General features: G+C 72.1%; 18 protein-coding genes and 1 tRNA gene. 14 read left to right on the forward strand and 5 right to left on the reverse strand.

What is annotated here, in order from left to right; genetic code table 11:
* Window positions 1–88: 88 nt before the first annotated feature.
* Both OHT61_RS22160 and OHT61_RS22165 read right to left on the reverse strand, forming a co-directional pair.
* A complete protein-coding gene (locus OHT61_RS22160) occupies window positions 89–2,362 on the reverse strand; it encodes a TOMM precursor leader peptide-binding protein (protein ID WP_329040603.1) in 2,274 nt (757 codons plus the stop codon).
* Window positions 2,359–2,700 (reverse strand): hypothetical protein, encoded by a 342-nt coding sequence (locus OHT61_RS22165; RefSeq protein WP_329040606.1) that lies wholly within the window; start codon window positions 2,698–2,700, stop codon window positions 2,359–2,361. The genes OHT61_RS22160 and OHT61_RS22165 overlap by 4 nt, the downstream gene beginning before the upstream one ends.
* 263 nt (window positions 2,701–2,963) lie before the next feature.
* On the opposite strand from OHT61_RS22165, the gene OHT61_RS22170 reads away from it, so the two are divergent.
* The 8 genes from OHT61_RS22170 to OHT61_RS22205 all read left to right on the forward strand — a co-directional run bounded on the left by OHT61_RS22170 (window position 2,964) and on the right by OHT61_RS22205 (window position 11,945).
* Complete coding sequence (locus OHT61_RS22170; RefSeq protein WP_329040608.1) at window positions 2,964–3,758, forward strand: AfsR/SARP family transcriptional regulator; 795 nt, start codon at window positions 2,964–2,966, stop codon at window positions 3,756–3,758.
* Window positions 3,759–3,836: 78 nt separating this feature from the next.
* The gene (locus OHT61_RS22175; RefSeq protein ID WP_329040609.1) at window positions 3,837–5,426 is read left to right on the forward strand and encodes an acyl-CoA carboxylase subunit beta; all 1,590 of its coding nucleotides are present in this window, start codon (window positions 3,837–3,839) and stop codon (window positions 5,424–5,426) included.
* Between the two features lie 319 nt (window positions 5,427–5,745).
* Window positions 5,746–7,011 carry a beta-ketoacyl-[acyl-carrier-protein] synthase family protein gene (locus tag OHT61_RS22180; RefSeq protein WP_329040611.1) on the forward strand — a complete coding sequence of 422 codons (1,266 nt, stop codon included), beginning with the start codon at window positions 5,746–5,748 and terminating at the stop codon, window positions 7,009–7,011.
* A complete protein-coding gene (locus OHT61_RS22185; RefSeq protein WP_329040612.1) occupies window positions 7,008–8,222 on the forward strand; it encodes a ketosynthase chain-length factor in 1,215 nt (404 codons plus the stop codon). The genes OHT61_RS22180 and OHT61_RS22185 overlap by 4 nt, the downstream gene beginning before the upstream one ends.
* 82 nt (window positions 8,223–8,304) lie before the next feature.
* Window positions 8,305–8,574 carry an acyl carrier protein gene (locus OHT61_RS22190; RefSeq protein WP_327114630.1) on the forward strand — a complete coding sequence of 90 codons (270 nt, stop codon included), beginning with the start codon at window positions 8,305–8,307 and terminating at the stop codon, window positions 8,572–8,574.
* A 437-nt stretch (window positions 8,575–9,011) separates the two neighbouring features.
* A complete protein-coding gene (locus OHT61_RS22195) occupies window positions 9,012–10,784 on the forward strand; it encodes an acyltransferase domain-containing protein (RefSeq protein ID WP_329040614.1) in 1,773 nt (590 codons plus the stop codon).
* A 5-nt stretch (window positions 10,785–10,789) separates the two neighbouring features.
* Window positions 10,790–11,008 (forward strand): DUF6059 family protein, encoded by a 219-nt coding sequence (locus OHT61_RS22200; RefSeq protein WP_329040616.1) that lies wholly within the window; start codon window positions 10,790–10,792, stop codon window positions 11,006–11,008.
* Between the two features lie 205 nt (window positions 11,009–11,213).
* Window positions 11,214–11,945, forward strand: a complete 732-nt coding sequence (locus OHT61_RS22205) for a DUF7873 family protein (RefSeq protein ID WP_329040617.1) — start codon at window positions 11,214–11,216, stop codon at window positions 11,943–11,945.
* 446 nt (window positions 11,946–12,391) lie between these two features.
* On the opposite strand, the gene OHT61_RS22210 is transcribed toward OHT61_RS22205, so the two are convergent.
* From OHT61_RS22210 to OHT61_RS22220, 3 genes are all read right to left on the reverse strand, one after another.
* Complete coding sequence (locus OHT61_RS22210) at window positions 12,392–12,814, reverse strand: hypothetical protein (RefSeq protein WP_329040619.1); 423 nt, start codon at window positions 12,812–12,814, stop codon at window positions 12,392–12,394.
* A 151-nt stretch (window positions 12,815–12,965) separates the two neighbouring features.
* Window positions 12,966–13,823: a hypothetical protein gene (locus tag OHT61_RS22215; RefSeq protein ID WP_329040620.1), complete on the reverse strand. Its 858-nt coding sequence runs from the start codon at window positions 13,821–13,823 to the stop codon at window positions 12,966–12,968.
* A gap of 566 nt (window positions 13,824–14,389) precedes the next feature.
* Window positions 14,390–14,461: transfer RNA gene (locus OHT61_RS22220), tRNA-Arg, on the reverse strand.
* A 244-nt stretch (window positions 14,462–14,705) separates the two neighbouring features.
* On the opposite strand from OHT61_RS22220, the gene OHT61_RS22225 reads away from it, so the two are divergent.
* The 6 genes from OHT61_RS22225 to thrB all read left to right on the forward strand — a co-directional run bounded on the left by OHT61_RS22225 (window position 14,706) and on the right by thrB (window position 21,331).
* Window positions 14,706–15,140: a response regulator gene (locus OHT61_RS22225; RefSeq protein ID WP_329040622.1), complete on the forward strand. Its 435-nt coding sequence runs from the start codon at window positions 14,706–14,708 to the stop codon at window positions 15,138–15,140.
* 67 nt (window positions 15,141–15,207) lie between these two features.
* Window positions 15,208–16,272, forward strand: a complete 1,065-nt coding sequence (gene nrtL / locus OHT61_RS22230) for an ArgS-related anticodon-binding protein NrtL (protein WP_329040624.1) — start codon at window positions 15,208–15,210, stop codon at window positions 16,270–16,272.
* Window positions 16,273–16,296: 24 nt separating this feature from the next.
* Window positions 16,297–17,688 carry a diaminopimelate decarboxylase gene (lysA, locus tag OHT61_RS22235; RefSeq protein ID WP_329040625.1) on the forward strand — a complete coding sequence of 464 codons (1,392 nt, stop codon included), beginning with the start codon at window positions 16,297–16,299 and terminating at the stop codon, window positions 17,686–17,688.
* Window positions 17,689–17,783: 95 nt separating this feature from the next.
* Entirely contained in the window at window positions 17,784–19,085 is a 1,302-nt protein-coding gene (locus tag OHT61_RS22240; RefSeq protein ID WP_329040627.1) for a homoserine dehydrogenase, read from the forward strand.
* 6 nt (window positions 19,086–19,091) lie between these two features.
* The gene (gene thrC, locus OHT61_RS22245) at window positions 19,092–20,162 is read left to right on the forward strand and encodes a threonine synthase (protein ID WP_329040629.1); all 1,071 of its coding nucleotides are present in this window, start codon (window positions 19,092–19,094) and stop codon (window positions 20,160–20,162) included.
* A gap of 251 nt (window positions 20,163–20,413) precedes the next feature.
* A complete protein-coding gene (gene thrB / locus OHT61_RS22250; protein ID WP_329040630.1) occupies window positions 20,414–21,331 on the forward strand; it encodes a homoserine kinase in 918 nt (305 codons plus the stop codon).
* Window positions 21,332–21,691: the final 360 nt, after the last annotated feature.

Below are 21,691 nucleotides of genomic sequence, written 5' to 3' on the forward strand. Positions count from 1 at the left end.
GCCGCCTCCTCGCCAAGGACCAACAGTGGCGGACGCATGCTATGTCTTCGCTTGTCCGTGAGCCAGCGGATGCAGGCGGTAGCCGGATTCAGACGAACAGCGGTACGGGGTTCAATTCTTCGTACCGGACGGCCCTTTCGAGGCGTCCGAGTTTCACCGGTGTGTCGAACAAGCGGCCAGGGGCGAATCGGGCCCAGAAGTGCCGCATCCCCGGAATGATCACCTTCGCTACGGGAAGTCCCACGTCGGGACGGGTTTGGTCCAGAATCAGCATCTCCATCCCCTGGTTCCTCACGAGGATTTCGGCCCACTCCACGTCCTCCCGCAGATCCGTTCTCGCGACATACGGCCAGGAAGCGGGAGTGCGCGGGGTTTCGGCTGGATCCGCGCAGAGGTATGGCTGATTATCCACGGTGGCTTCACGCCACCATGCGGACAGATGACGGTCCGCGGAATGCGCCTGCGGGGATTCCCCGCCCGGCGGCAGCAGTTGGGCCATCTCCGTCACCGCGCGGCGCAATGCGAGCCGGGGATCGAAATGGGCCCCGAATCCGAACGAGATGCCCTGGGCCGTCCCCCGGATGCACCGGGAGAGCGCCACCATGACCGGAATTCCGAAATCCGCGGTGAGGTCGAGAACCCACACCTCGCGGCCGAGCCGCGCGTACGCCTGCCGGGTCCGGGCCAGCCACGGTTCGTCGAACGCGTCCAGGTCCACGGCCGGCTGCCGGGTCCGGTTGTACCACCACAGGGCCACCGCGTCCCGTTCCACCAGCTCCAGGAAGCCCTGCACGACGGCGTCCTCGGGGCTGCTGCCCGCCGCGTTCCCGTTGGAGTCGGCCCACGGGGCGGCGGGCACACCGCCCGGCCCCGCGCCGAAGTACAGCATCGAGGTGGGCAGCAGCTTCCGGACCTTGTGGGTCAGCGACCACACCGGGGTCCAGTCGCACGGAGCCTCCGGGTCGAAGGGCGGCGGTATCTGCTGGAAGCGGGACTGCCCGGCGTTCCAGCCCGCGCGGTCCCGGAACTGCCGGTCCGCGAACAGCTGGCAGTCGTTGGGGTGGACCGCCGCGTCGCCGAACTCCGCGAGCGTCCCGCGCACGGTGGGCTCATCACCCTGGCGCGTGCCGCAGTAACGTTCCAGCGCCTCGCACAGCGCGCCCACCTCGGCCTCCTGCGGAGTCGTGCCCTTGCCCCCGCTCTGCCCCCGCAGCCCGCCGCGCAGCCCCGCCAGCGAACGGCTGTCGCCCAGGGCCATGTTGCGGCCGGCGACGTACCGGTTCAGGCCGTCCGGGGAGTCGGGCGCCGGCCGCAGTCCGGACACGATCCCGGTGACCGGATCCGCCAGGTGCCGGTAGCGGGCGAGTACCGTCTCCGCGCTCAGCGCACGGTGGTTGCCCCCCACGGTGTGCGCCTTCGGGCTGGACCCGAGGCGGAAGGGTCTTCGTACACGGTCCGCGACCAGCCCGGGGTCCCCGCACACCCCGCACTGGGGGCGGCGGTCCACCCGGTGGCGCTCGATGTGCAGGGTGCGGGTGTCCAGCCGGCAGACGGCCCGCTGGCCGTCGTAACGCATGCCCGCCACCCACTTCGCGGCCTCCAGCACAGCGGTGTGCAGCCCCAGCGCCCGCACCGGGGCGAAGGACACCTCGGGGACCTGCACGGTCCCTGCGAGGCCGAGGGCGTGCAGCACCGGCGCCCGCGAGGTGCGGTGGCCGCGCAGGCGGTGGGCCAGACACTCCCAGCACGCGGTGTCCGGAGTGCCGAACACCGGCCCCACCCAGGTCTCCGCGCCGCTCGGCTTCGCCGGCAGCCACGCCCGCCCGGCGGCCCGGTGCGCCGCGTCGACCTCGGCCAGCCGCGGGTCCAGGTAGTCGTCGACGAGGACGAGCGACAGCGCGGCCGTCTCCCCCCGGCCCGGCTCCGTCACCCGCAGCCCCGCCGCCACGCACTCGGCCCTCGCGGCGGCCGGGTCCGTGCGGCCGAGGATGACGAGTTCCACGGGCGTCGTACGGAACGACGCCGAGGCGCTGGCACCGTCGATGCCGGCGAACTCCCAGTAGGCCTCGGTCGAGACGTCCGCCGCCGGGTCGTGGTAGCCGATGAGATCGGCCCGGGCCAGTTCCGCGATCATGCCGGCCGCGGTCGCGGGCGGCAGTGTCGCCGCCGCGTCCCGCAGCACGTCGGACAGGGTCCTGGTGCCGTCCAGCAGGGCCGCGAGCTCCTGAACCTCACGGCCCTGCAGGGCGGTCGTGCCCTGCTCCGACAGCAGGTAGACGGCGTCCCCCTCGATCGCCTCCACCCGCAGGTGCCTCTTGAACCCCACGGGCAACTCGGTGCCCGTCCCCCCGGTTCTGGTCATGCAAGGGCCGTCCCGGCCTCTTCCCCGGGCAGCGGCGCCATGCCGCTGTAGCACCCGTAGAGCGTCGCGTTCCCCGGCCGGTCCAGGTGGTCGATCACCAGGCCGCGGCCCTGGCCGCCCGGCGTGCCGGACTTGTACGCGTCGTGGCCCGACACGTCCCCGTACACCGGCTCCGTCGCCGTGAGGCCGAACTCGGCCAGCACGGACACCGGGTCGCTCGTGTAGCGCTGGGCGAGCTCGGGCTCCAGGCCGGCACGGGCCGTCAGCAGGGCGAGGCGGTGGTCGGGCGACGGCTGGACCGTCGTGCGGGCCGGTGCGTGGTGCAGGGTGATGCTCATGGAGTTCCCCCTCCGGTGTCCGTGTCACGGACGTGTGTTCCGGTGTTCCCCCGGCCGTTTGCCGAGTGCCAGGATTCTGCTTCCCGCCGACTCGCACGGCACAGTGCCGGTGTCACCACCGGGGCATGACATTTTCATGTGCGCCCACGTGACCACCTCACTGGGACTCCATCGCCGCAGGTGCCAGGCTCGCTCCAGACTCCGCAGCCCGTGCCGGCCCGCCGTCGGGCCGGCCGCCGAGCGCACGAAAGGGAGGCGCCATCATGGAGATCAAAGTCCTGGGACCGCTGACAGCCCGTGAGAACGGGGTGTCCGTCGTGCCCACCGCGGCCAAGCCCCGCCAGATCCTGTCCCTGCTCGCCCTGCAGTCCGACCGCGTCGTCACGGTCGCGACCCTGATGGAGGAGATCTGGGGCGAGGAGATCCCGCGCAGCGCGGCCACCACCCTGCAGACCTACATCCTCCAGCTCCGCCGCAAGATCGCCGCCGCACTCGACGGGGACCCCGCGCGCCAGGCCAAGGACGTCCTGGTCACCCAGCACGGCGGCTACCTGCTCCAGGTGCAGCCCGGCCAGGTCGACGCCCACGAGTTCAGCCAGCTCGCCGCCTCCGGCCGGGCCGCGCACGAGGCCGGCGACCACCACGCGGCCTCCGAACTCCTCGGCCGGGCCCTCGCGATGTGGAAGGGCTCCGCGCTCGTCGACGTACGCATCGGGACCGTGCTGGAGCTGGAGGTCCTGCGCATGGAGGAGGACCGGATGGCCGCCCTGGAGCGCCGCATCGACGCCGACCTCATACTCGGCCGGCACACGGAGATCGTGCCCGAACTGCGGGTGCTGGTCGCCAGACACCCCATGCACGAGAACTTCTGCGCCCAGCTGATGACCGCGCTCCACCGCTCGGGCGGCGCCTGGCGTGCCCTCGAGGCCTACCAGAGGCTGCGCGTGACCCTCGTCGACGAGCTCGGCCTGGAGCCCTCGGCCCGTCTGCAACGCCTCCACCAGGCCGTTCTCTCCGCCGACCCGGCTCTCGACCTCCCGGTCCCGGCCTCCGGCTGACCCTTCGGGACCGCGGGCCGCCCCGCCCTCCCACAGGCTCTCCAGCACTTCTCCAGGCAGCGTTCCTACGTTCGGCCAATGACGATCCTCGACGACCTGACGGTCGCTCCGGCCGCCCCCGACCTGCGACGAGCCGCCGCCGAACTGCGCCGGCTGAAGGAGGAGGTGAGCCGCGGACCCGATCCGGCGGCCACCCGCCGCCAGCACGAGAAGAACAAGCTCACCGCCCACGAGCGGCTCGGACTCCTCTTCGACGAGGACACGTTCACCGAGATCGAGCCGCTGCGCAGGCACCGGGCCTCAGGCTTCGGCCTGGAGGCGCGCAAGCCGCACGGCGACGGTGTCGTGATCGGCTGGGGCCTCGTCCACGGCCGCACGGTCTTCGCCTACGCGCACGACTTCCGCGTCTTCGCGGGCGCGCTCGGGGAGGCGCACGCCGCGAAGGTGCACAAGGTCATGGACCTCGCCGAAGCTGCCGGCGCGCCGCTGGTCAGCCTCAACGACGGGGCCGGCGCGCGTATCCAGGAGGGCGTCACCGCCCTCGCGGGATACGGCGGCATCTTCCGCCGCAACGTCGCCGCCTCGGGCGTCATCCCACAGATCAGCGTGATGCTCGGCCCGTGCGCGGGCGGCGCGGCCTACTCGCCCGCACTCACCGACTACGTCTTCATGGTCCGCGAATCGTCCCAGATGTTCATCACCGGCCCCGACGTCGTGCAGGCGGTCACCGGCGAGCGGATCACCCACAACGGCCTGGGCGGAGCCGACGTGCACGCGAGCGTCTCCGGCGTCAGCCACTTCGCCTACGACGACGAGGAGACCTGCCTCGAGGACGTGCGCTACCTCATCGCGCTCCTGCCGTCGAACAACCGCGAGATGCCCCCTGCCGTCGCCTCCGACGACCCCGCCGACCGCCGGACCGACGCACTCGCCGACCTGGTGCCGGCCGATCCCGGGCGCAGCTACGACGTCCGTGCGGTGATCGAGGAGATCGTCGACGACGGCGAGAGCTTCGAGGTCCACGAGGCGTGGGCCCCCAACATCGTGTGCGCGCTGGCCCGTCTCGACGGCCACCCCGTCGGCATCGTCGCGAACCAGCCCGCGGCCCTCGCCGGCGTCCTGGACATCCACGCCAGCGAGAAGGCCGCCCGCTTCGTCTCGACGTGCGACTCGTTCAACATCCCGCTGGTCACCCTCGTCGACGTGCCCGGCTTCCTGCCCGGCGTCGACCAGGAGCACAACGGCATCATCCGGCACGGCGCCAAGCTCCTGTACGCGTACTGCAACGCGACCGTCCCGCGGATCTCCCTGGTCCTGCGCAAGGCCTACGGCGGCGCGTACATCGTCATGGACTCCCGCTCCATCGGCGCCGACCTGGCCTTCGCCTGGCCCACCAACGAGATCGCCGTGATGGGCGCCGAGGGCGCCGCCAACGTCATCTTCCGCCGCGAGATCGCCGCCTCGGCCGATCCCGAGGCGGTGCGGGCCCAGCGCATCGACGAGTACAGGACCGAGCTCATGCACCCGTACTACGCGGCCGAACGCGGCCTCGTCGACGACGTCATCGACCCCGGGGACACCCGGCGGACCCTGATCCGCTCCCTGGCGATGCTGCGGGCGAAGCACGCCGAGATCCCGTCCCGTAAGCACGGCAATATCCCCACATAGGGGTGCGATGCGGCAGGTCCACGAGCACGCGAGTCCCGGTCTAGGGCACGGACGTTCCATGGCTGCACCGGAAACGGCCGCCCGCTACGAGCCGGCTGCCGACCGGTTCGGCCGGCCGGGGGAGTTCACACCCCGAACCGACCCGGCCGCCGGTATCCCGACCCGGACCAGCGCGGACCGGCCCGAGCGGCCGGCACGTCACCCGCTCACCGTCACACGCTCAGCAGTCAGATGGACGAAGGGATCGACAGTGACCCCCACAGTGCCAATCGGCAGGTGCGCAGAGCCGCATCCGGCCCCGTCGAAGGTCAGGTAGACCATGCGCAGAGTCGCCATCACCGGCCTGGGCGTCGTGGCCCCTGGTGGGGTCGGTGTCAAGGAGTACTGGGACCTGCTCACGGCGGGTCGCACCGCCACCCGCAGGATCAGCTTCTACGACCCCTCGCCGTTCCGTTCGCAGGTCGCCGCCGAGTGCGACTTCGACGCCCTGGCCGCCGGCCTCTCCCACCAGGAGATCCGCCGCCTCGACCGGGCCTCGCAGTTCGCGGTGGTCTCCACCCGTGAGGCCCTGGCCGACAGCGGCCTCGACCTCTCCGCCGTCGACCCCGGCCGGGTCGGTACCGCGGTGGGCAGCGCGGTCGGCTGCACCACCAGCCTGGAGCGCGAGTACGCCGTCGTCAGCGACGGCGGCCGCAAGTGGAACGTGGACCACGAATACGCCGTACCCGAGCTGTACCGGCACTTCGTGCCCAGCTCCATCGCCGCCGAAGTCGGCCTGGCGGCAGGCGCGGAGGGACCCGCCGCGGTCGTCTCCACCGGATGCACCTCCGGTCTCGACTCACTGGGGCACGCCGTCGAGCTCATCCGCGAGGGCACCACCGACATCATGATCGCCGGTGCCACCGAGGCCCCGATCTCGCCGATCACCTCGGCCTGCTTCGACGCCATCCACGCCACCACCCCGCGCAACGACACCCCCGAGAGCTCCTGCCGGCCCTTCGACCGGACCCGCAGCGGCCTGGTCCTCGGCGAGGGCGCGGCGATCCTGGTCCTGGAGGAGCTGGAGAGCGCCCGCCGCCGCGGCGCCCACATCTACGCCGAGATCGCCGGGTTCGCCTCCCGGTGCAACGCCTACCACATGACCGGCCTCAAGCCGGAGGGCCTGGAGATGGCCGAGGCCATCGACGTCGCCCTGGCGGAGGCCCGCCTCGCACCGGACACCGTCGACTACATCAACGCCCACGGCTCCGGCACGAAGATGAACGACCGTCACGAGACCGGCGCCTTCAAGCGCAGCCTCGGCGAGCACGCCTACCGCACCCCGATCAGCTCCATCAAGTCCATGATCGGTCACTCGCTGGGCGCCATCGGCTCCCTGGAGATCGCGGCCTGCGCCCTCGCGATGGAGCACAGCGTCCTGCCGCCCACCGCGAACCTCCACGAGCCCGACCCCGAGCTCGACCTCGACTACATCCCGCTGACCGCCCGCGAGAAGAAGACCGACGTGGTCCTCAGCGTCGGCAGCGGCTTCGGCGGATTCCAGAGCGCCATGGTGCTGGCCCGCCCGGAGAGGAGCACCTCATGACCACCGCAGTGGTGACCGGCCTGGGCATCACCGCCCCGAACGGCCTGGGAACCGAGGACTACTGGAAGGCCACCCTGGCCGGCGAGTCCGGCCTCGGACCCGTCACCCGCTTCGACGCCTCCCAGTACCCCTCCCGGATAGCCGGTGAGGTCTCCGACTACGTCGCCGAGGACCACATCCCGAGCCGGCTCATGCCGCAGACCGACCACATGACGCGCCTGGCGCTGACCGCGGCGGACTGGGCACTGGCCGACGCGGGCATCGACACCGCCGAGATGCCCGAGTACGGCATCGGCGTGGTCACGGCCGCGTCCGGCGGCGCCGTCGAGTTCGGCCAGCGCGAACTCCAGAACCTGTGGAGCAAGGGCAAGGAGTACGTCAGCGCCTACCAGTCCTTCGCCTGGTTCTACGCCGTCAACACCGGCCAGATCTCCATCCGGCACAAGCTCCGCGGACCCAGCGGCGTCCTGCTCACCGAACAGGCCGGAGGCATCGACTCCCTCGGCCACGCCCGCCGCCACATCCGCAAGGGCTTCCCGGCCGTCATCTCCGGCGGTGTCGACGCGGCCATCTGCCCCTGGGGCTGGGTCCCGCAGATCGCCTCCGGCCTGATGAGCACGGCCGACGACCCGGCCCGCGCCTATCTGCCCTTCTCCGAGGACGCGGCCGGATACGTGCCCGGCGAGGGCGGCGCCATCCTCCTCGTCGAGGACGCCGAGTCGGCCCGCGGCCGCGGCGCCGCCCAGGTGTACGGCGAGATCGCCGGCTACGCCGCCACCCTCGACCCCGCACCCGGCAGCGGCCGGCCGCCCGGCCTGCGCCGCGCCGCCGAGAACGCCCTCGCCGACGCAGGGCTCGCCGCCGGTGACATCGACGTCGTCTTCGCGGACGCCTCCGGGGTGCCCGACCTCGACCGGGCGGAGGCACAGGCCCTCACCGAGCTGTTCGGGGCGCACGGGGTCCCCGTCACGGCACCGAAGACGATGACGGGGCGGCTGCTCGCCGGGGGCGCCGCCCTCGACGTGGCCACCGCCCTGCTCTCCCTGCGCGACGGCGTCATCCCGCCCACGGCGAACGTCACCGCCGCGGCGCCCGCCCACACCGTGGACCTGGTCACCGAGGCGCGCGAGGCGAACCTGCGCAACGCGCTCGTCCTCGCCCGGGGCCACGGCGGCTTCAACGCGGCCCTCGTCGTACGCCGTGCGCACTGACTTCCCACGAGCCCCACAGCCCCCACGCACCACCAGTACGGCGACACCATCCATGCGCCCAACCGAGAGGACGGCACCGACCATGAGCACCACGACCGCCACAGTGACCCTGGCCGACCTGACCCGCATGCTGCGCGAGAGCGCCGGCGAGGAGGAGGGCATCGACCTCGACGGTGACGTCATCGACACGCCGTTCATGGAGCTGGGCTACGACTCCCTCGCCCTGCTCCAGGTCATCGGGCAGATCCAGCGCGAGTACGGCATCGAGATCCCGGACGACGCCGTCGTCGACGCCGAGACCCCGGGTGCGCTCCTCGCACTCATCAACTCCGGCCAGGCCACCGCGGCCTGAGCCGGGCCCCCACGGCCGCTCCGCCTTCCGTCCCCCCGGGGCGGGGCGGCCGGCACCCTCTTCCGGAGCCGCCCGGCCGCCGCCACGCGGGCCGCGGCTCCTCCGGGCCCCGGGCGGCGCCCCACGCCCGGCACCCGCACCGGGCGCCCGTACCCCGGCACCCGCACCCGGCGGGCCGGGCCCGCACCCCCGACGTACGGGGTGACATCCCCGGGGCCCGGTCCCGCCCGCACCGAACCCCGCCCGCACCGAACCCCGCCCTCACCGGACACCGAACCCCGCTCGGACCCGGCATCGACCGCCCGGACCCGGCATCGAACCCGCTCGCGGCGGCACCGCCCCGTCCGCACCGGACACCGCGCAGAACCACGGGGGCCGCCGAACCGCCCCCGGCCACGCACCGACCGGGCCTGAGCCGCGGCCCACAAGGAGGAACCATGTCGCTCACTTCGCAGAGTGCGGTGGTCCGCCGGCTGATCGTCAGCCCCGGCTCCGCGCCCCGGCAGCACGCCCGGGTCATCGCCTCGGCCGCCGGTGTGTCGGCGGTGCTGCGCGCCTTCGGACGCGCCCCCCAGGACCTCCCCGCCCGCACCGTCGTGCTCATCGGAGCCGCCGCGATCGACGCCGGACTGCGCCCGGAGCACGAGGGATTCACCGTCCGCACCGAACCCACCCCGGCCCGCGCGCTGCGCCGGGCCCACCGGGAACTCCACGAGGGCACGGCCGACCTCGCCCTCGTCGCCGGCTTCGGCGAACCCGACCCCCAGACCATCACCGTCCACGCCGTCAGACGCGCCGCCGAAGCAGTCGCGGACGGCGACTCCGTCCTCGGCGTGCTCGACCTCACCGAGCCCCGCGAGGACACCTCCCCGCCACTGCGCCCCCTGCACCGCGACCCGCGCGGCACCGACCCGGACCGCCACCGGCTGCTCCTCTGGTCCGGGCGCGACGCCGCGGACGAGAGCCGGGTCCGCGACGGACTCCTGCCGATGCTCGGAGGCGTCCACCGCGAGATCTACCCCGCCCTGCCGACCGCCGTCCCCTGCGGGACCGCGCCCGGCGCGGTCCGCGGCGGGGTCGTGGCCGTCTCCGCGCTCGCCGCCCGCGCGGTCCACCAGGCGCGCAGCGCGGACGGCTCACGTCCCCGGCCGATCGCCCTGCTCTTCCCCGGCCAGGGCTCCCAGCACGCCGGGATGGCGGCCGGCCTCTACGGCACCGAACCCGTCTTCACCGCCGCCGTCGACGCCGCCCTTTCGTACATGGGCGACGAGGGACCGCGCATCCGCGCCGACTGGCTCGACCCGGCCCGCGCCGCCATCGGCATCGACGACGTACGCCGCGCCCAGCCGCTCCTCTTCGCCGTCGACTACGCCCTCGGCAAGCTGGTGCTCAGCTGGGGCGTCCGGCCGACCGCGCTGCTCGGACACAGCGCCGGTGAACTCGTCGCGGCGACATTCGCCGGAATCGTCTCCCTGCGCGACGCGGTCACGATGGTCATGGCCCGTGTCAGGGAGGCCGTGAAGATCCAGGCGGGCGGCATGCTCGCCGTCGCCGCCGGCGAGGAGACGGTGCTGCCGTACCTCACGGCCGATGTCGCGGTCGCGGCGGTCAACGCCAACCAGCAGGTGATGCTGGCGGGTTCGAAGGGACCCCTCACGGAGGTCGCCGCGCGACTCAAGGGGGACGGGCTCACGGTGGTGACGGTCCCCGCCACCAGCCCCTTCCACTCCCCGGCCATGGCCCCCGCCTCCGACGCGGTCGAGGCCGACTACCGCGAGATTCCCCTCCGGGAACCGCGCATGCCCCTCTACTCCGGTTACACCGGGGCCATGATGAGCCCCGAGGAGGCCCGCAGCCCGCGCTTCTGGGCCCGCCAGATCACCGACACCGTCTACTTCCTCAACGCCCTCGACGAACTGCTGGCGGCCGACGACGTCCTGCTGATCGAGGTCGGCCCCCGCCAGACGCTCACGGCCTTCGCCCGCAGGCACCGCTCCCTGCGCCTCGGCGCCGGCGCGGTGACGCCTCTCCTCCCGGCCCGCGCCGGCACCCCCGAGGCCGACCGCCAGTCCGTGCTCACGGCGGCGGCCCGCATCTGGACCGAGGGCCACGACCTGGACCTCAACGCGGTCTCCAGGCTGTGGACATGGAGCGCCCCGGAGCCCGCCGGAACGGCTCGCCGCGCGACCCCGGAGGCACAACTCGCATGAGATACGTGACCCGAGCACTGCACGAGATCTACGCCTCGCTCACCGCGGCCGGCTGGATCTGGATGGGGCTGCCGCTGGGCGGACCGTTCCTCCCGGCGGTCGCCCCGGCCCTGACGGGCCCGCCGGAGGGCCACCCGGAGCGGGTCCGCCCCGACCAGCCGCTGACCCACACGGAACGCGCCCTGCGGGAACAGCTCCTGGCGCCGACGGGGGAGCGGGGCTGACTCCGCGAACCCCGGACACCTCGCCGTGCGGGCACGGCTGCGCGGCGGTGCCGTGGGCGTGCGGTGGCCCCCCCCCCGGACGGAGGGGCCACCGTGCGCATGCCCGCGCAGGACCCGGCGGCCTCCGGCATGCCCCTCGGAGCGCTTTAATCGCATGCAAGATCGACTCTTCGTGCGATAGCTTCCTGGCATTCCGAGGGGCGAAGTGACGAAGCTCAACCAGATCATCGCCGTGGAGAAGGGTGTCAGGAGCAAGTCGCTCCAGGACATCACCGCGGCCCACCACAAGGTCCAGAAGCCCGCGCTGCTGGCCGGTATCTCGCGTACCTACCAGCCGAAGGACGAGGAGGGCGAGCAGCTGCCGCCCGAGTCCTCCCGCGTGCAGGTGAAGGCCGAGGACGCGCTGCGTGAGATGTCCGGCTCGCTGACCTGGCTGTTCGACGTGACCGCCACCAAGGACTGGGCCAACTGCTCGGCCCGCGCGGACGTGTCCGTCGACGGACGGGTGATCGTCCCCGAAGTCCCCGTCAGCTACCTGCTCTTCCTGGAGAAGCAGCTCACCGACCTCCACACCTTCGTGAAGAAGCTCCCCGTCCTGGACGCCTCGGAGTCCTGGTCCCTCGACCCGTCGACCGACTGGTGGAAGACGGACCCGGTGCGCACGATCCGCACGAAGAAGGTCCCGCGCAACCACGTCAAGGCCGAGGCGACGGAGAAGCACCCGGCCCAGGTCGACGTGTACTACGAGGACGTGCCGATCGGGTACTGGACGACCGTGAAGTTCTCCGGAGCGCTGCCGGCGCGACGCGTGAACGAACTCCTGGAGCGGGTCGAGAAGCTCCAGCAGGCGGTGAAGTACGCCCGCGAGGAGGCCAACGGCGCCGAGGTCACCGACCAGCGGGTCGGCGACGCCGTGTTCGGTTACCTGTTCGGCTGACGACGGCCACCGGTAACATCCCCCATCGCCCCCGCGTACGACGCGGGGGTCGCGCAACCGACGTGCGCCGGAACCGATTCCGGCGTACGGCAGGAGCGCAAGCTGAAACTGACGTTCAGCCTGAAGACGCGGTCACAGTGAAGGTTCGAGTCCTTCCCCCGGCACCACGCGCCGGGGTAGCCCAACACGGCAGAGGCATCCGTGATCACACTCAGACTCTCGCTCCAGATTCAGCATCGCCACCGACTGCCGGATCGACCGGTTGCGGACGAACACCGTTGAATGCGGGTTCGAATCCGGCCTGCGCCTCTCCCTGGCGCGGTAGTTCAAAGGCAGAACGCGACGGTATGACGACTGATCCGCACCCTTAAACGGCGCCGGCACGCGCAACGGGTGGCATCCTCAGGGGCCCGGGAGCTGGATACGACTCCCGGGCTCCGCCACGCTCACGAAGCCCGGCCGCCGCGCTTCCCGGCACGAGCCGGATCTCCGCGCCCCGGCCAGGTGGCCCAGCGCAGGGCGTCGCCCTCCTCCGGCGGCAGGAGCCCGGCCCCGACCAGTGCGGCCCGCCCCGCCTGCACACCGGCGATCCGGTAGCCGAACTCAGACGAGTCGACCTCGTGGAACGTGCCGTCCGTGACCAGCACCGCCGCCGCGACCCCGTCCAGCCCCTCCAGCAGCCCTGCCCGCAGGGCGGGCAGGAGCTCTGCGGGCAGACGACGCTCGGGAACAGCGCTGAACAGCTCGAACCCGCCCCCGGCGCCGGGTGGTTCGAAGTCGGTGACCACATGGGCGTACGGCCCGCAGGCCCCGATGCCCATCAGCACGCGGACGGTCACGCCCCGCACGGGGCAGGGCAGGTCGGTCATGCCGCCACGGTAGTCGGCGGCGGGGTATGAACGGGCGTGACTTCCCCCGACCCGGCACGGACCTGCGCCTCACCGGACCTGCGCCTCACCGGCCCTGCGCCTCACCGGACTTCCTCGTCGGCGTACACCCGCCCAAGGGCCCACCCGGGGTCTATCGACGTTTCAAGACGCCCCACCCACGGCCCGGCTCAGGGATCTTCACCTCGTCCGCGGCCTGGAGATCGTCGTCTTCGACGACCTCACCCGTGATGACCTGACCACCGACCGGCTCGGCGAGTTCCAAGCCGGCGAGGTGGGTCTTCAGCCTCTTCGACATGGGACGGAAGGTCGCATAGGTGAGCCCGCCGGACACCGCGGCCCCGACGAGGGGAATCGCCTTCGAGACCGACTTGGCGAAGGTCTGCTTCGTCATCTCGACGCCGAGGTACTGGGCGACCTTCTTCACGATGGGGTAGATGACACCTTTGGTCAGCGCCTGCTGGGGCAGCTTCTTGGCGACCTGCTCGGAGATCATCCCGGCCACCTTCCCCACGGCGGCGTTCGCGGACTGCGTTCCGAACATCACTCCGAAGAAGAGCGTGAGCACTCCCTTGGTGGCGTCGTCGAGTTCGTCGCTGTCGGCGGAGAAGAGATCGGGCCAGCTGTAGAGGTAGGCGAGTTTCTGCGCGATGCGCAGCATGTGTGCGACGTACTGGGCCAGATCGGCCGGCACCGTGGCGGGAAGAGCGAGGACTCCAGGAAGGCCGGCAGCCGCGGAGACCGCGCTCACCTTGGCTGTCTCATAGCGGATGGAGGCGTCGGCAACCCTGTTCAGAACATCAAGAGGGATGCCCGCCGCTGCGGGACTCTCCTCCATCGCTCGGCGCAGCTGATCGTCCGTGCAATGACGTGCCAGGGCGGTCCGGAGGTACGCCTCCCTGTCGACCCGCACCCCTGGCAGCCTTGCCGCGCCCGCCAGAAGAGCGGAGAAGCGCGACTCCGGGTTCTCGCTCACTTGTCCCGTGACCATGCCGGGAACGTACAGCAGACGAGTGTTCCGTATCCCCCGAATCGGTCATCGTGATCGCGCATGCGGGGGCACGGGCGCCCCGGAGGCGGGCAACTCATCACGCGGGCGGCCGGCTTCGCCCTGGCCGGTGAGGGCACGGAAGCCTCGGGTGCGCAGAGGGGGCCGGCTTGGTGCGGAGTGCTCGGTGAGTCGTGCGGCGGCACACCCGGGACACGGGCCGACATCGACCTCCCCGACCGGGTGCGGGGCGGGCGCGCGCGACGCGTACAGGTACGCAGACGCGGTTCGCGGCGGGACGCCTGATGACCGTTCTCGTGGAGTTCGGGACACCTCGGCTGCCGTGGCACCCGGTCCGTGGCCGACGCCAACCCGGGAGCGGGTGCGTCCATGCCGAAGGCAGGGTGATTGCCAGCTCCGGCTCCTGAACCACGGCGGGGCCGGCCGTCTCGTACCGAGCCATGGACCTGCCGTGCGGAATGCCCCGGTGTGAGCTCCCGCAGACATGAAAAAGACCCCGATCGCAGCGTTTCCGCTGTTCACGGGGTCTTTCGGCACTTCCTGCGAAGTGCCCCCGGCAGGATTCGAACCTGCGCACCCGGCTCCGGAGGCCGATGCTCTATCCCCTGAGCTACGGGGGCGATGTCGCTGCTCTCGGCGGCGACGAGTGAAACCCTACCAGCTCCGACCGGGTGTCCGGGAACAGGTATTTCCGCGTCGCGGGCACGCGCCGGGGTCCCGTGTGCCCGGACCGTCGCGGGGCGGGGCGCGGCGGTCCGCCGACGCGGTCCGCGGGCGGCGGGCGGAGGGGTTCCGGCCATCTCCCCGCAGGCGGAAGTGGGCAAAACCCGGACGCAGCTCCTCCGCCCGACCTACCCTCGAAGGGTGTCAGGGGCGTACGGCCGCGTGCTTGTTGTGGACGACAACAAGGTCATCCGGCAGCTGATCAGGGTCAATCTCGAGCTGGAGGGCTTCGAGGTCGTGACCGCGGCCGACGGCGTCGAGTGCCTGGACCTGGTGCACGAATTCTGCCCGGATGTCATCACCCTCGACGTGGTGATGCCCCGGCTGGACGGCATCCAGACCGCCGTCCGGCTGCGCGCCGATCCCAGGACCGGGCATCTGCCCGTCGCCGTGGTGAGCGCGTGCACCCCCTACGAGGTCGACTCCGGTGTGGCCGCCGGGGTCGACGCCTTCCTGGCGAAACCGTTCGAGCCGAGCGAACTGGTGCGCATGGTGCGCCGTCTCGCGAACCGTGAGGATTCCGGGGCGGCCGACGACAGGAGCGGCGCGGGGACGGCCGGGAGCGCGGCCGGCTGACGGGGCCGCTGCCCGCATGGCGAAACCGGTTGGCGAACTGCCCCCCTCCCTCCCATACGCTGGACCCGTGACCCCCGCAGAGCTCTCCCGGACCGTGCTGCGCGCTGTGCGCCGCGCGGTCGACGAGGACGTCCTGCGGGCTCCCGTGCCCACACACGTGCGGGTGGAGCGGACCCGCCCGGGCGGCAGCGGCGACTACGCCTGCGCCGTCGCCCTCCAGCTGTCGGGTCCGGCCGCCCTCCCGGCGCGCGAGGTCGCGGCGCTGCTGCGCGACCGGGTCGTCGGTGTGCCCGGCATCGGGCGGGTCGAGATCACCGGCCCCGGATTCCTGAACTTCACGCTCGACTCCTCCGCCGACGCGGACGCCCGGGCCGTGAGCCTGCGCCAGGTGCGGGAGCGGGGACTCCGGTACGGGTGGGGGGACGAGTACGCGGGGCAGCCCCACCAGCTCCACCACCGGCGCGAGGTCCGGGCGGCCGTCGTGGCCGGCGCGGTGCGGAAGCTGCTGCGGGCGCAGGGCGCCCCCGTGCGGACCACCTGCGAGGAGGCGCCCGACCCCGACTGGGCGCGGCTCGGCGTCACCGTCGACGCCTACGGCCCGCCCCCCGTTCCCCTGACCGGGCCCCGGCCGGTCCCCGCCGGGGCGACGGCCGCGGAGCTGCTGGGGCGGCTCGGCGCCGACGCCACCCGCTGGGGCCTGCTGAGGCCCGCCGGACACGACCGCGCGCCCCTCGGCGACGACCTCCTCGTGCAGGCCGAGGCGAATCCGCTCTTCCGCGTCCGCTACGCCCACGCACGGGCCCGCGCGCTCACCAGGGGGGCGGAGCGACTGGGTCTCGTCGCCGCGTACGAGCAGGACGTCGACGCGCCCGCGCTGCACACCGCGATCGCCGACCACCCCGGTGTCCTCGTCGCGGCGGCCCGTCACCGGGCACCCGACCGGCTGGCCCGGCACCTCGAAACGGTGGCGGACGCCTTCTTCGACTTCCACGACGCCTGTCCGCCCCTGCCCGCCGGTGACGAGAAACCCTCGGCCGCCCACCGCTCCCGGCTGGCCCTTGCCGAAGCCGCCGGGACGGTGCTCGCAGGCGGCCTGTCCCTGCTCGGCATCAGTGCCCCCGAACACCTCTGAGAACCGAGAGAGCAGAGCACCACGATGAGCCGATCCGCACACCCCGCCGGCCCGCGCCACGCAGACGTCCTCCCCGAGGGCCACTACTCCGCGCCGGCCACCGACCTCAACGTCCTGGACGAGAAGGTCTGGTCCCGCACGGTCACCCGTGACGCCGGCGGCGGCCTCACCGTCGGCGGGATCGAAGTCGCCCGGCTGGCGGAGGAGTTCGGCACCCCCGCCTACTTCCTGGACGAGGCGGACTTCCGTGCCCGCTGCCGCGCGTGGTCCGACGCCTTCGGGGCCGACGCGGACGTGTTCTACGCAGGGAAGGCCTTCCTGTCCCGCGCCGTGGTCCGCTGGCTGAAGGAGGAGGGGCTGAACCTGGACGTGTGCTCCGGCGGTGAACTCACCACCGCGCTGGACGCCGGGATGCCCGCCGAGCGCATCGCCTTCCACGGCAACAACAAGACCGTCGCCGAGATCGAGCGGGCCGTCGGGGCGGGCGTCGGGCGGATCGTGCTCGACTCGTTCCAGGAGATCGTCCGGGTCGCGCACATCGCCCAGCGGCTCGGCACGCGCCAGCGGGTGCAGATCAGGGTCACGGTCGGCGTCGAGGCGCACACCCACGAGTTCATCGCCACCGCCCACGAGGACCAGAAGTTCGGCATCGCGCTGGCCGGCGGCCAGGCCGCCGAGGCGGTCCGCAGGGCCCTCACCCTGGACGGGCTGGAACTCGTCGGCATCCACTCGCACATCGGTTCGCAGATCTTCGACATGGCCGGCTTCGAGGTCTCCGCGCGCCGCGTCGTGCAGCTCCTCGCCGGGATCCGTGACGAGCACGGCGTCGAACTCCCGGAGATCGACCTCGGCGGCGGCCTCGGGATCGCGTACACCTCCGACGACGACCCCCGGGAGCCGCACGAGATCGCCAAGGCACTCGGCGACATCGTCACCCGGGAGTGCGAGTCCGCCGGACTGCGCACCCCGCGCATCTCCGTCGAGCCGGGCCGCGCGATCGTCGGCCCCACGGCCTTCACGCTGTACGAGGTCGGCACCATCAAGCCGCTCGAAGGCCTGCGGACGTACGTGAGCGTGGACGGCGGCATGTCGGACAACATCCGCACCGCCCTGTACGACGCCGAGTACAGCGTCGCGCTGGTCTCGCGCACCTCCGACGCCGAACCCATGCTCGTGCGCGTGGTCGGCAAGCACTGCGAGAGCGGCGACATCGTGGTCAAGGACGCGTTCCTGCCGTCCGACCTGGCTCCCGGCGATCTGATCGCGGTGCCCGCCACGGGTGCCTACTGCCGTTCCATGGCGAGCAACTACAACCACGCCCTCCGCCCCCCTGTCGTCGCTGTGCGTGACGGGGAGGCGAGGGTCATCGTCCGACGGGAGACGGAGGAAGATCTCCTGCGTCTCGATGTCGGCTGATGAAATACGCATCTCAAAATCCGGACGGGTGGCAGAAACCCCCGTCCGGTGAGTGAGACTGGTCCACACATCAGAAGTATGAGAAACGAGGTCGGATGATGCGTACGCGTCCGCTGAAGGTGGCGCTGCTGGGCTGTGGAGTGGTCGGCTCAGAGGTGGCGCGCATCATGACGACGCACGCCGACGACCTCGCCGCGCGCATCGGCGCACCGGTGGAGCTCGCCGGTGTCGCCGTCCGCCGGCCCTCGAAGGTGCGGGAGGGCATCGACCCCGCACTGATCACCACCGACGCGACCGCCCTGGTCGAACGGGGGGACATCGACGTCGTCGTCGAGGTCATCGGGGGCATCGAGCCCGCCCGCACGCTCATCACGACCGCCTTCGAGCACGGCGCGGGCGTCGTCTCGGCCAACAAGGCACTCCTCGCCGAGGACGGCTCGGCGCTGCACGCCGCCGCCGAGAAACACGGCAGGGACCTCTACTACGAGGCGGCCGTGGCCGGCGCCATCCCGCTCGTGCGCCCGCTGCGCGAGTCCCTCGCGGGGGACAAGGTCAACCGGGTGCTCGGCATCGTCAACGGCACGACCAACTTCATCCTCGACAAGATGGACACCAGCGGAGCCGGCTACTCCGAGGCGCTCGACGAGGCCACCGCCCTCGGGTACGCCGAGGCCGACCCGACCGCCGACGTCGAGGGCTTCGACGCCGCCGCGAAGGCCGCCATCCTCGCGGGGATCGCCTTCCACACCCGGGTGAAGATCGGTGAGGTGCACCGCGAGGGCATCACCGAGGTCACCGCGGCCGACATCGCCTCGGCCCGCCGCATGGGCTGCACCGTCAAACTCCTCGCCATCTGCGAGCGCGCGGCGGACGGCAGGTCCGTGACCGCCCGCGTGCACCCCGCGATGATCCCCCTCAGCCACCCGCTGGCCTCCGTGCGCGAGGCGTACAACGCGGTCTTCGTCGAGGCGGAGGCCGCCGGGCAGCTGATGTTCTACGGCCCCGGCGCCGGCGGCTCCCCGACCGCGTCCGCGGTCCTGGGCGACCTGGTCGCCGTCTGCCGCAACATCATCGGCGCCACCACCGGCCCCGGTGAGTCCGCGTACACGCGTCTGCCGGTCAGCCCCATGGGCGACGTGGTCACGCGGTACCACATCAGTCTCGACGTGGCCGACAAGCCTGGCGTACTCGCCCAGGTCGCGACGGTCTTCGCCGAACAGGGCGTATCCATCGATACGGTCCGCCAGCAAGTCCGACAGGACGGCAGTGGCGAGGCGTCCCTCGTCGTCGTCACCCACCGCGCGCCCGACGCCGCCCTCTCCGGGACCGTCGAAGCGCTGCGCAAGCTGGACACCGTGCGCGGTGTCGCCAGCATCATGCGTGTTGAAGGGGAGTAAGGACCCATGACCAGCAAGGGCACCCACCAGTGGCGCGGCATCATCGAGGAGTACCGGGACCGCCTTCCGGTCACGAGCACGACGCCGGTCGTCACACTCCGTGAGGGCGGCACGCCGCTCGTCCCGGCGCAGGTTCTCTCCGAGCGCACCGGCTGCGAGGTGCACCTCAAGGTCGAGGGCGCCAACCCCACCGGGTCGTTCAAGGACCGCGGCATGACGATGGCGATCACCCGGGCGAAGGAGGAGGGCGCGCAGGCGGTCATCTGCGCCTCCACGGGCAACACCTCCGCGTCCGCCGCCGCGTACGCCGTGCGCGCGGGCATGGTCTGCGCGGTCCTCGTGCCGCAGGGCAAGATCGCGCTCGGCAAGATGGGGCAGGCCCTCGTCCACGGCGCGAAGATCCTCCAGGTCGACGGCAACTTCGACGACTGCCTGACGCTGGCCCGCAGCCTTTCCGACAACTACCCGGTCGCGCTGGTCAATTCGGTCAACCCGGTCCGGATCGAGGGTCAGAAGACCGCCGCGTTCGAGATCGTCGACGCGCTGGGCGACGCACCCGACATCCACGTCCTGCCGGTGGGCAACGCGGGCAACATCACGGCCTACTGGAAGGGCTACAAGGAGTACGCGAAGGACGCGGTCTCCACGCGCACCCCGCGCATGTGGGGATTCCAGGCCTCCGGTTCCGCTCCGATCGTGCGCGGTGAGATCGTCAAGGACCCCGCGACGATCGCCACCGCGATCCGCATCGGCAACCCGGCGTCCTGGCAGTTCGCACTCGACGCGCGCGACGAGTCGGGCGGCTTCATCGACGAGGTGACCGACCGTCAGATCCTGTCCGCCTACCGCCTGCTGGCGTCCCAGGAGGGCGTCTTCGTCGAGCCCGCGTCGGCCGCCTCCGTGGCCGGTCTGCTCAAGGCCGCCGAAGAGGGCAAGGTCGACCCGGGCCAGAAGATCGTCTGCACCGTCACCGGCAACGGCCTCAAGGACCCCGACTGGGCCGTCGCGGGCGCCCCGCAGCCGGTCACGGTCCCGGTCGACGCGGTGACCGCGGCCGAGAAGCTGGGCCTGGCGTAACAGCCCGGCCGCCCTTCCGGGCGAAGAGCGCATGGGAGGTGTGCGACACGCATCGTGCGCCTCCTGTGCGCCCTATGTCGCCACGGAACCTTCCTTCGATAGGCTGTACCCAACCCGCCCGCCGCTCGCGCCGCGGTGCTGCGGCCGTCGTGATGCCGGGCCCCCCACCCCTCGCACCATCGGCACCCCCACGCACGTCGAACCACCCCGCACAACATCCCCGCCGCCGTACAGGAAGAGTCGTCCAACCGATGGCCGGTCCCGCCTTCCGAGCCGCCGCCGTCCGGGTGCGCGTCCCCGCAACCAGCGCCAACCTGGGCCCGGGCTTCGACGCCCTCGGCCTGTCCTTGGGGCTCTACGACGACGTCGTCGTCCGGGTCGCCGACTCCGGGCTGCACATCGACATCGCGGGCGAGGGCGCCGAGACGCTGCCCCGCGACGAGAAGCACCTGCTCGTCCGCTCCCTGCGCACCGCGTTCGACCTGCTCGGCGGACAGCCGCACGGCCTGGAGATCGTCTGCGCCAACCGCATCCCGCACGGCCGCGGCCTGGGCTCGTCGTCCGCCGCGATCTGCGCCGGGATCGTCGCCGCCCGCGCCGTCACCACCGGCGGCGAGGCCCGCCTCGACGACGCCGCCCTGCTGGAGCTGGCGACCGAGATCGAGGGCCACCCCGACAACGTCGCCGCGTGTCTCCTCGGCGGATTCACCCTCGCCTGGATGGACGGCGGCTCCGCCAGGGCCATCAGGATGGACGCGGCCGACTCCGTGGTCCCGGTGGTCTTCGTCCCGGCCACACCCGTGCTCACCGAGACCGCCCGTGGCCTGCTGCCGCGCACCGTCCCCCATGTGGACGCAGCGGCGAACGCCGGTCGCGCGGCCCTGCTCGTCGAGGCCCTGTCCCGGCGCCCCGAGCTGCTGCTCGCCGCCACCGAGGACCGCATCCACCAGGAGTACCGGGGCCCCGCGATGCCGCAGAGCGTGGAACTGGTGAACCGGCTGCGCGCCGACGGCGTGCCGGCCGTGATCTCCGGAGCGGGGCCGACCGTGCTCGCACTGACCGACGCGGGTTCGGCCGACAAGGTCGCCCGCCTGGCCGGTGAGGGCTGGGCCGCGAACCGGCTCGATCTGGACGCCACGGGCGCGAGCGTGCTGCCGCTCGCCGCGTAATCGCATGTGATTGCCGGTGCATGAGAGGGGGAATGTTTGTTGGAGCCGGTAGTGTTAACCTCAAGTCAGCAATCGACGTCTTCGTGGCGCGTTGCTTCGTGTCCCCTTCCGGGACCACCACTCTTCCGGGAGCCTCCCCGACTGCCTGAGCATCCTGCCTGAGCTTTCGAGCACGCTCCGGAACCGGCACGACACCCTCTTGCTCGTCCAGGAGTGGGCCGAGCAGGGGGATCTCGCGCCGGAACCCCGCACATTCGTCTCTCCGCCGTACCCGGCGGACCACCGCCCCGGCACGGTCCGCGATCGACACGATCAAAGACCGCAGTCGGACAGCACAACCGGTCGCCGAGCCAGAAGGCC

Source organism: Streptomyces sp. NBC_00178, from assembly GCF_036206005.1.
Taxonomy (GTDB): domain Bacteria; phylum Actinomycetota; class Actinomycetes; order Streptomycetales; family Streptomycetaceae; genus Streptomyces.

Coding starts and splice junctions, on each gene's coding strand:
- OHT61_RS22160 (WP_329040603.1), bottom strand. CDS start 2,362: ATGACCAGAACCGGGGGGACGGGCACCGAGTTGCCCGTGGGGTTCAAG.
- lysA (WP_329040625.1), top strand. CDS start 16,297: ATGAGCCGATCCGCACACCCCGCCGGCCCGCGCCACGCAGACGTCCTC.
- OHT61_RS22180 (WP_329040611.1), top strand. CDS start 5,746: ATGCGCAGAGTCGCCATCACCGGCCTGGGCGTCGTGGCCCCTGGTGGG.
- OHT61_RS22215 (WP_329040620.1), bottom strand. CDS start 13,823: ATGGTCACGGGACAAGTGAGCGAGAACCCGGAGTCGCGCTTCTCCGCT.
- OHT61_RS22190 (WP_327114630.1), top strand. CDS start 8,305: ATGAGCACCACGACCGCCACAGTGACCCTGGCCGACCTGACCCGCATG.
- thrC (WP_329040629.1), top strand. CDS start 19,092: ATGACCAGCAAGGGCACCCACCAGTGGCGCGGCATCATCGAGGAGTAC.
- OHT61_RS22175 (WP_329040609.1), top strand. CDS start 3,837: ATGACGATCCTCGACGACCTGACGGTCGCTCCGGCCGCCCCCGACCTG.
- OHT61_RS22165 (WP_329040606.1), bottom strand. CDS start 2,700: ATGAGCATCACCCTGCACCACGCACCGGCCCGCACGACGGTCCAGCCG.
- OHT61_RS22195 (WP_329040614.1), top strand. CDS start 9,012: ATGTCGCTCACTTCGCAGAGTGCGGTGGTCCGCCGGCTGATCGTCAGC.
- OHT61_RS22240 (WP_329040627.1), top strand. CDS start 17,784: ATGATGCGTACGCGTCCGCTGAAGGTGGCGCTGCTGGGCTGTGGAGTG.
- OHT61_RS22210 (WP_329040619.1), bottom strand. CDS start 12,814: ATGACCGACCTGCCCTGCCCCGTGCGGGGCGTGACCGTCCGCGTGCTG.
- OHT61_RS22185 (WP_329040612.1), top strand. CDS start 7,008: ATGACCACCGCAGTGGTGACCGGCCTGGGCATCACCGCCCCGAACGGC.
- thrB (WP_329040630.1), top strand. CDS start 20,414: ATGGCCGGTCCCGCCTTCCGAGCCGCCGCCGTCCGGGTGCGCGTCCCC.
- OHT61_RS22170 (WP_329040608.1), top strand. CDS start 2,964: ATGGAGATCAAAGTCCTGGGACCGCTGACAGCCCGTGAGAACGGGGTG.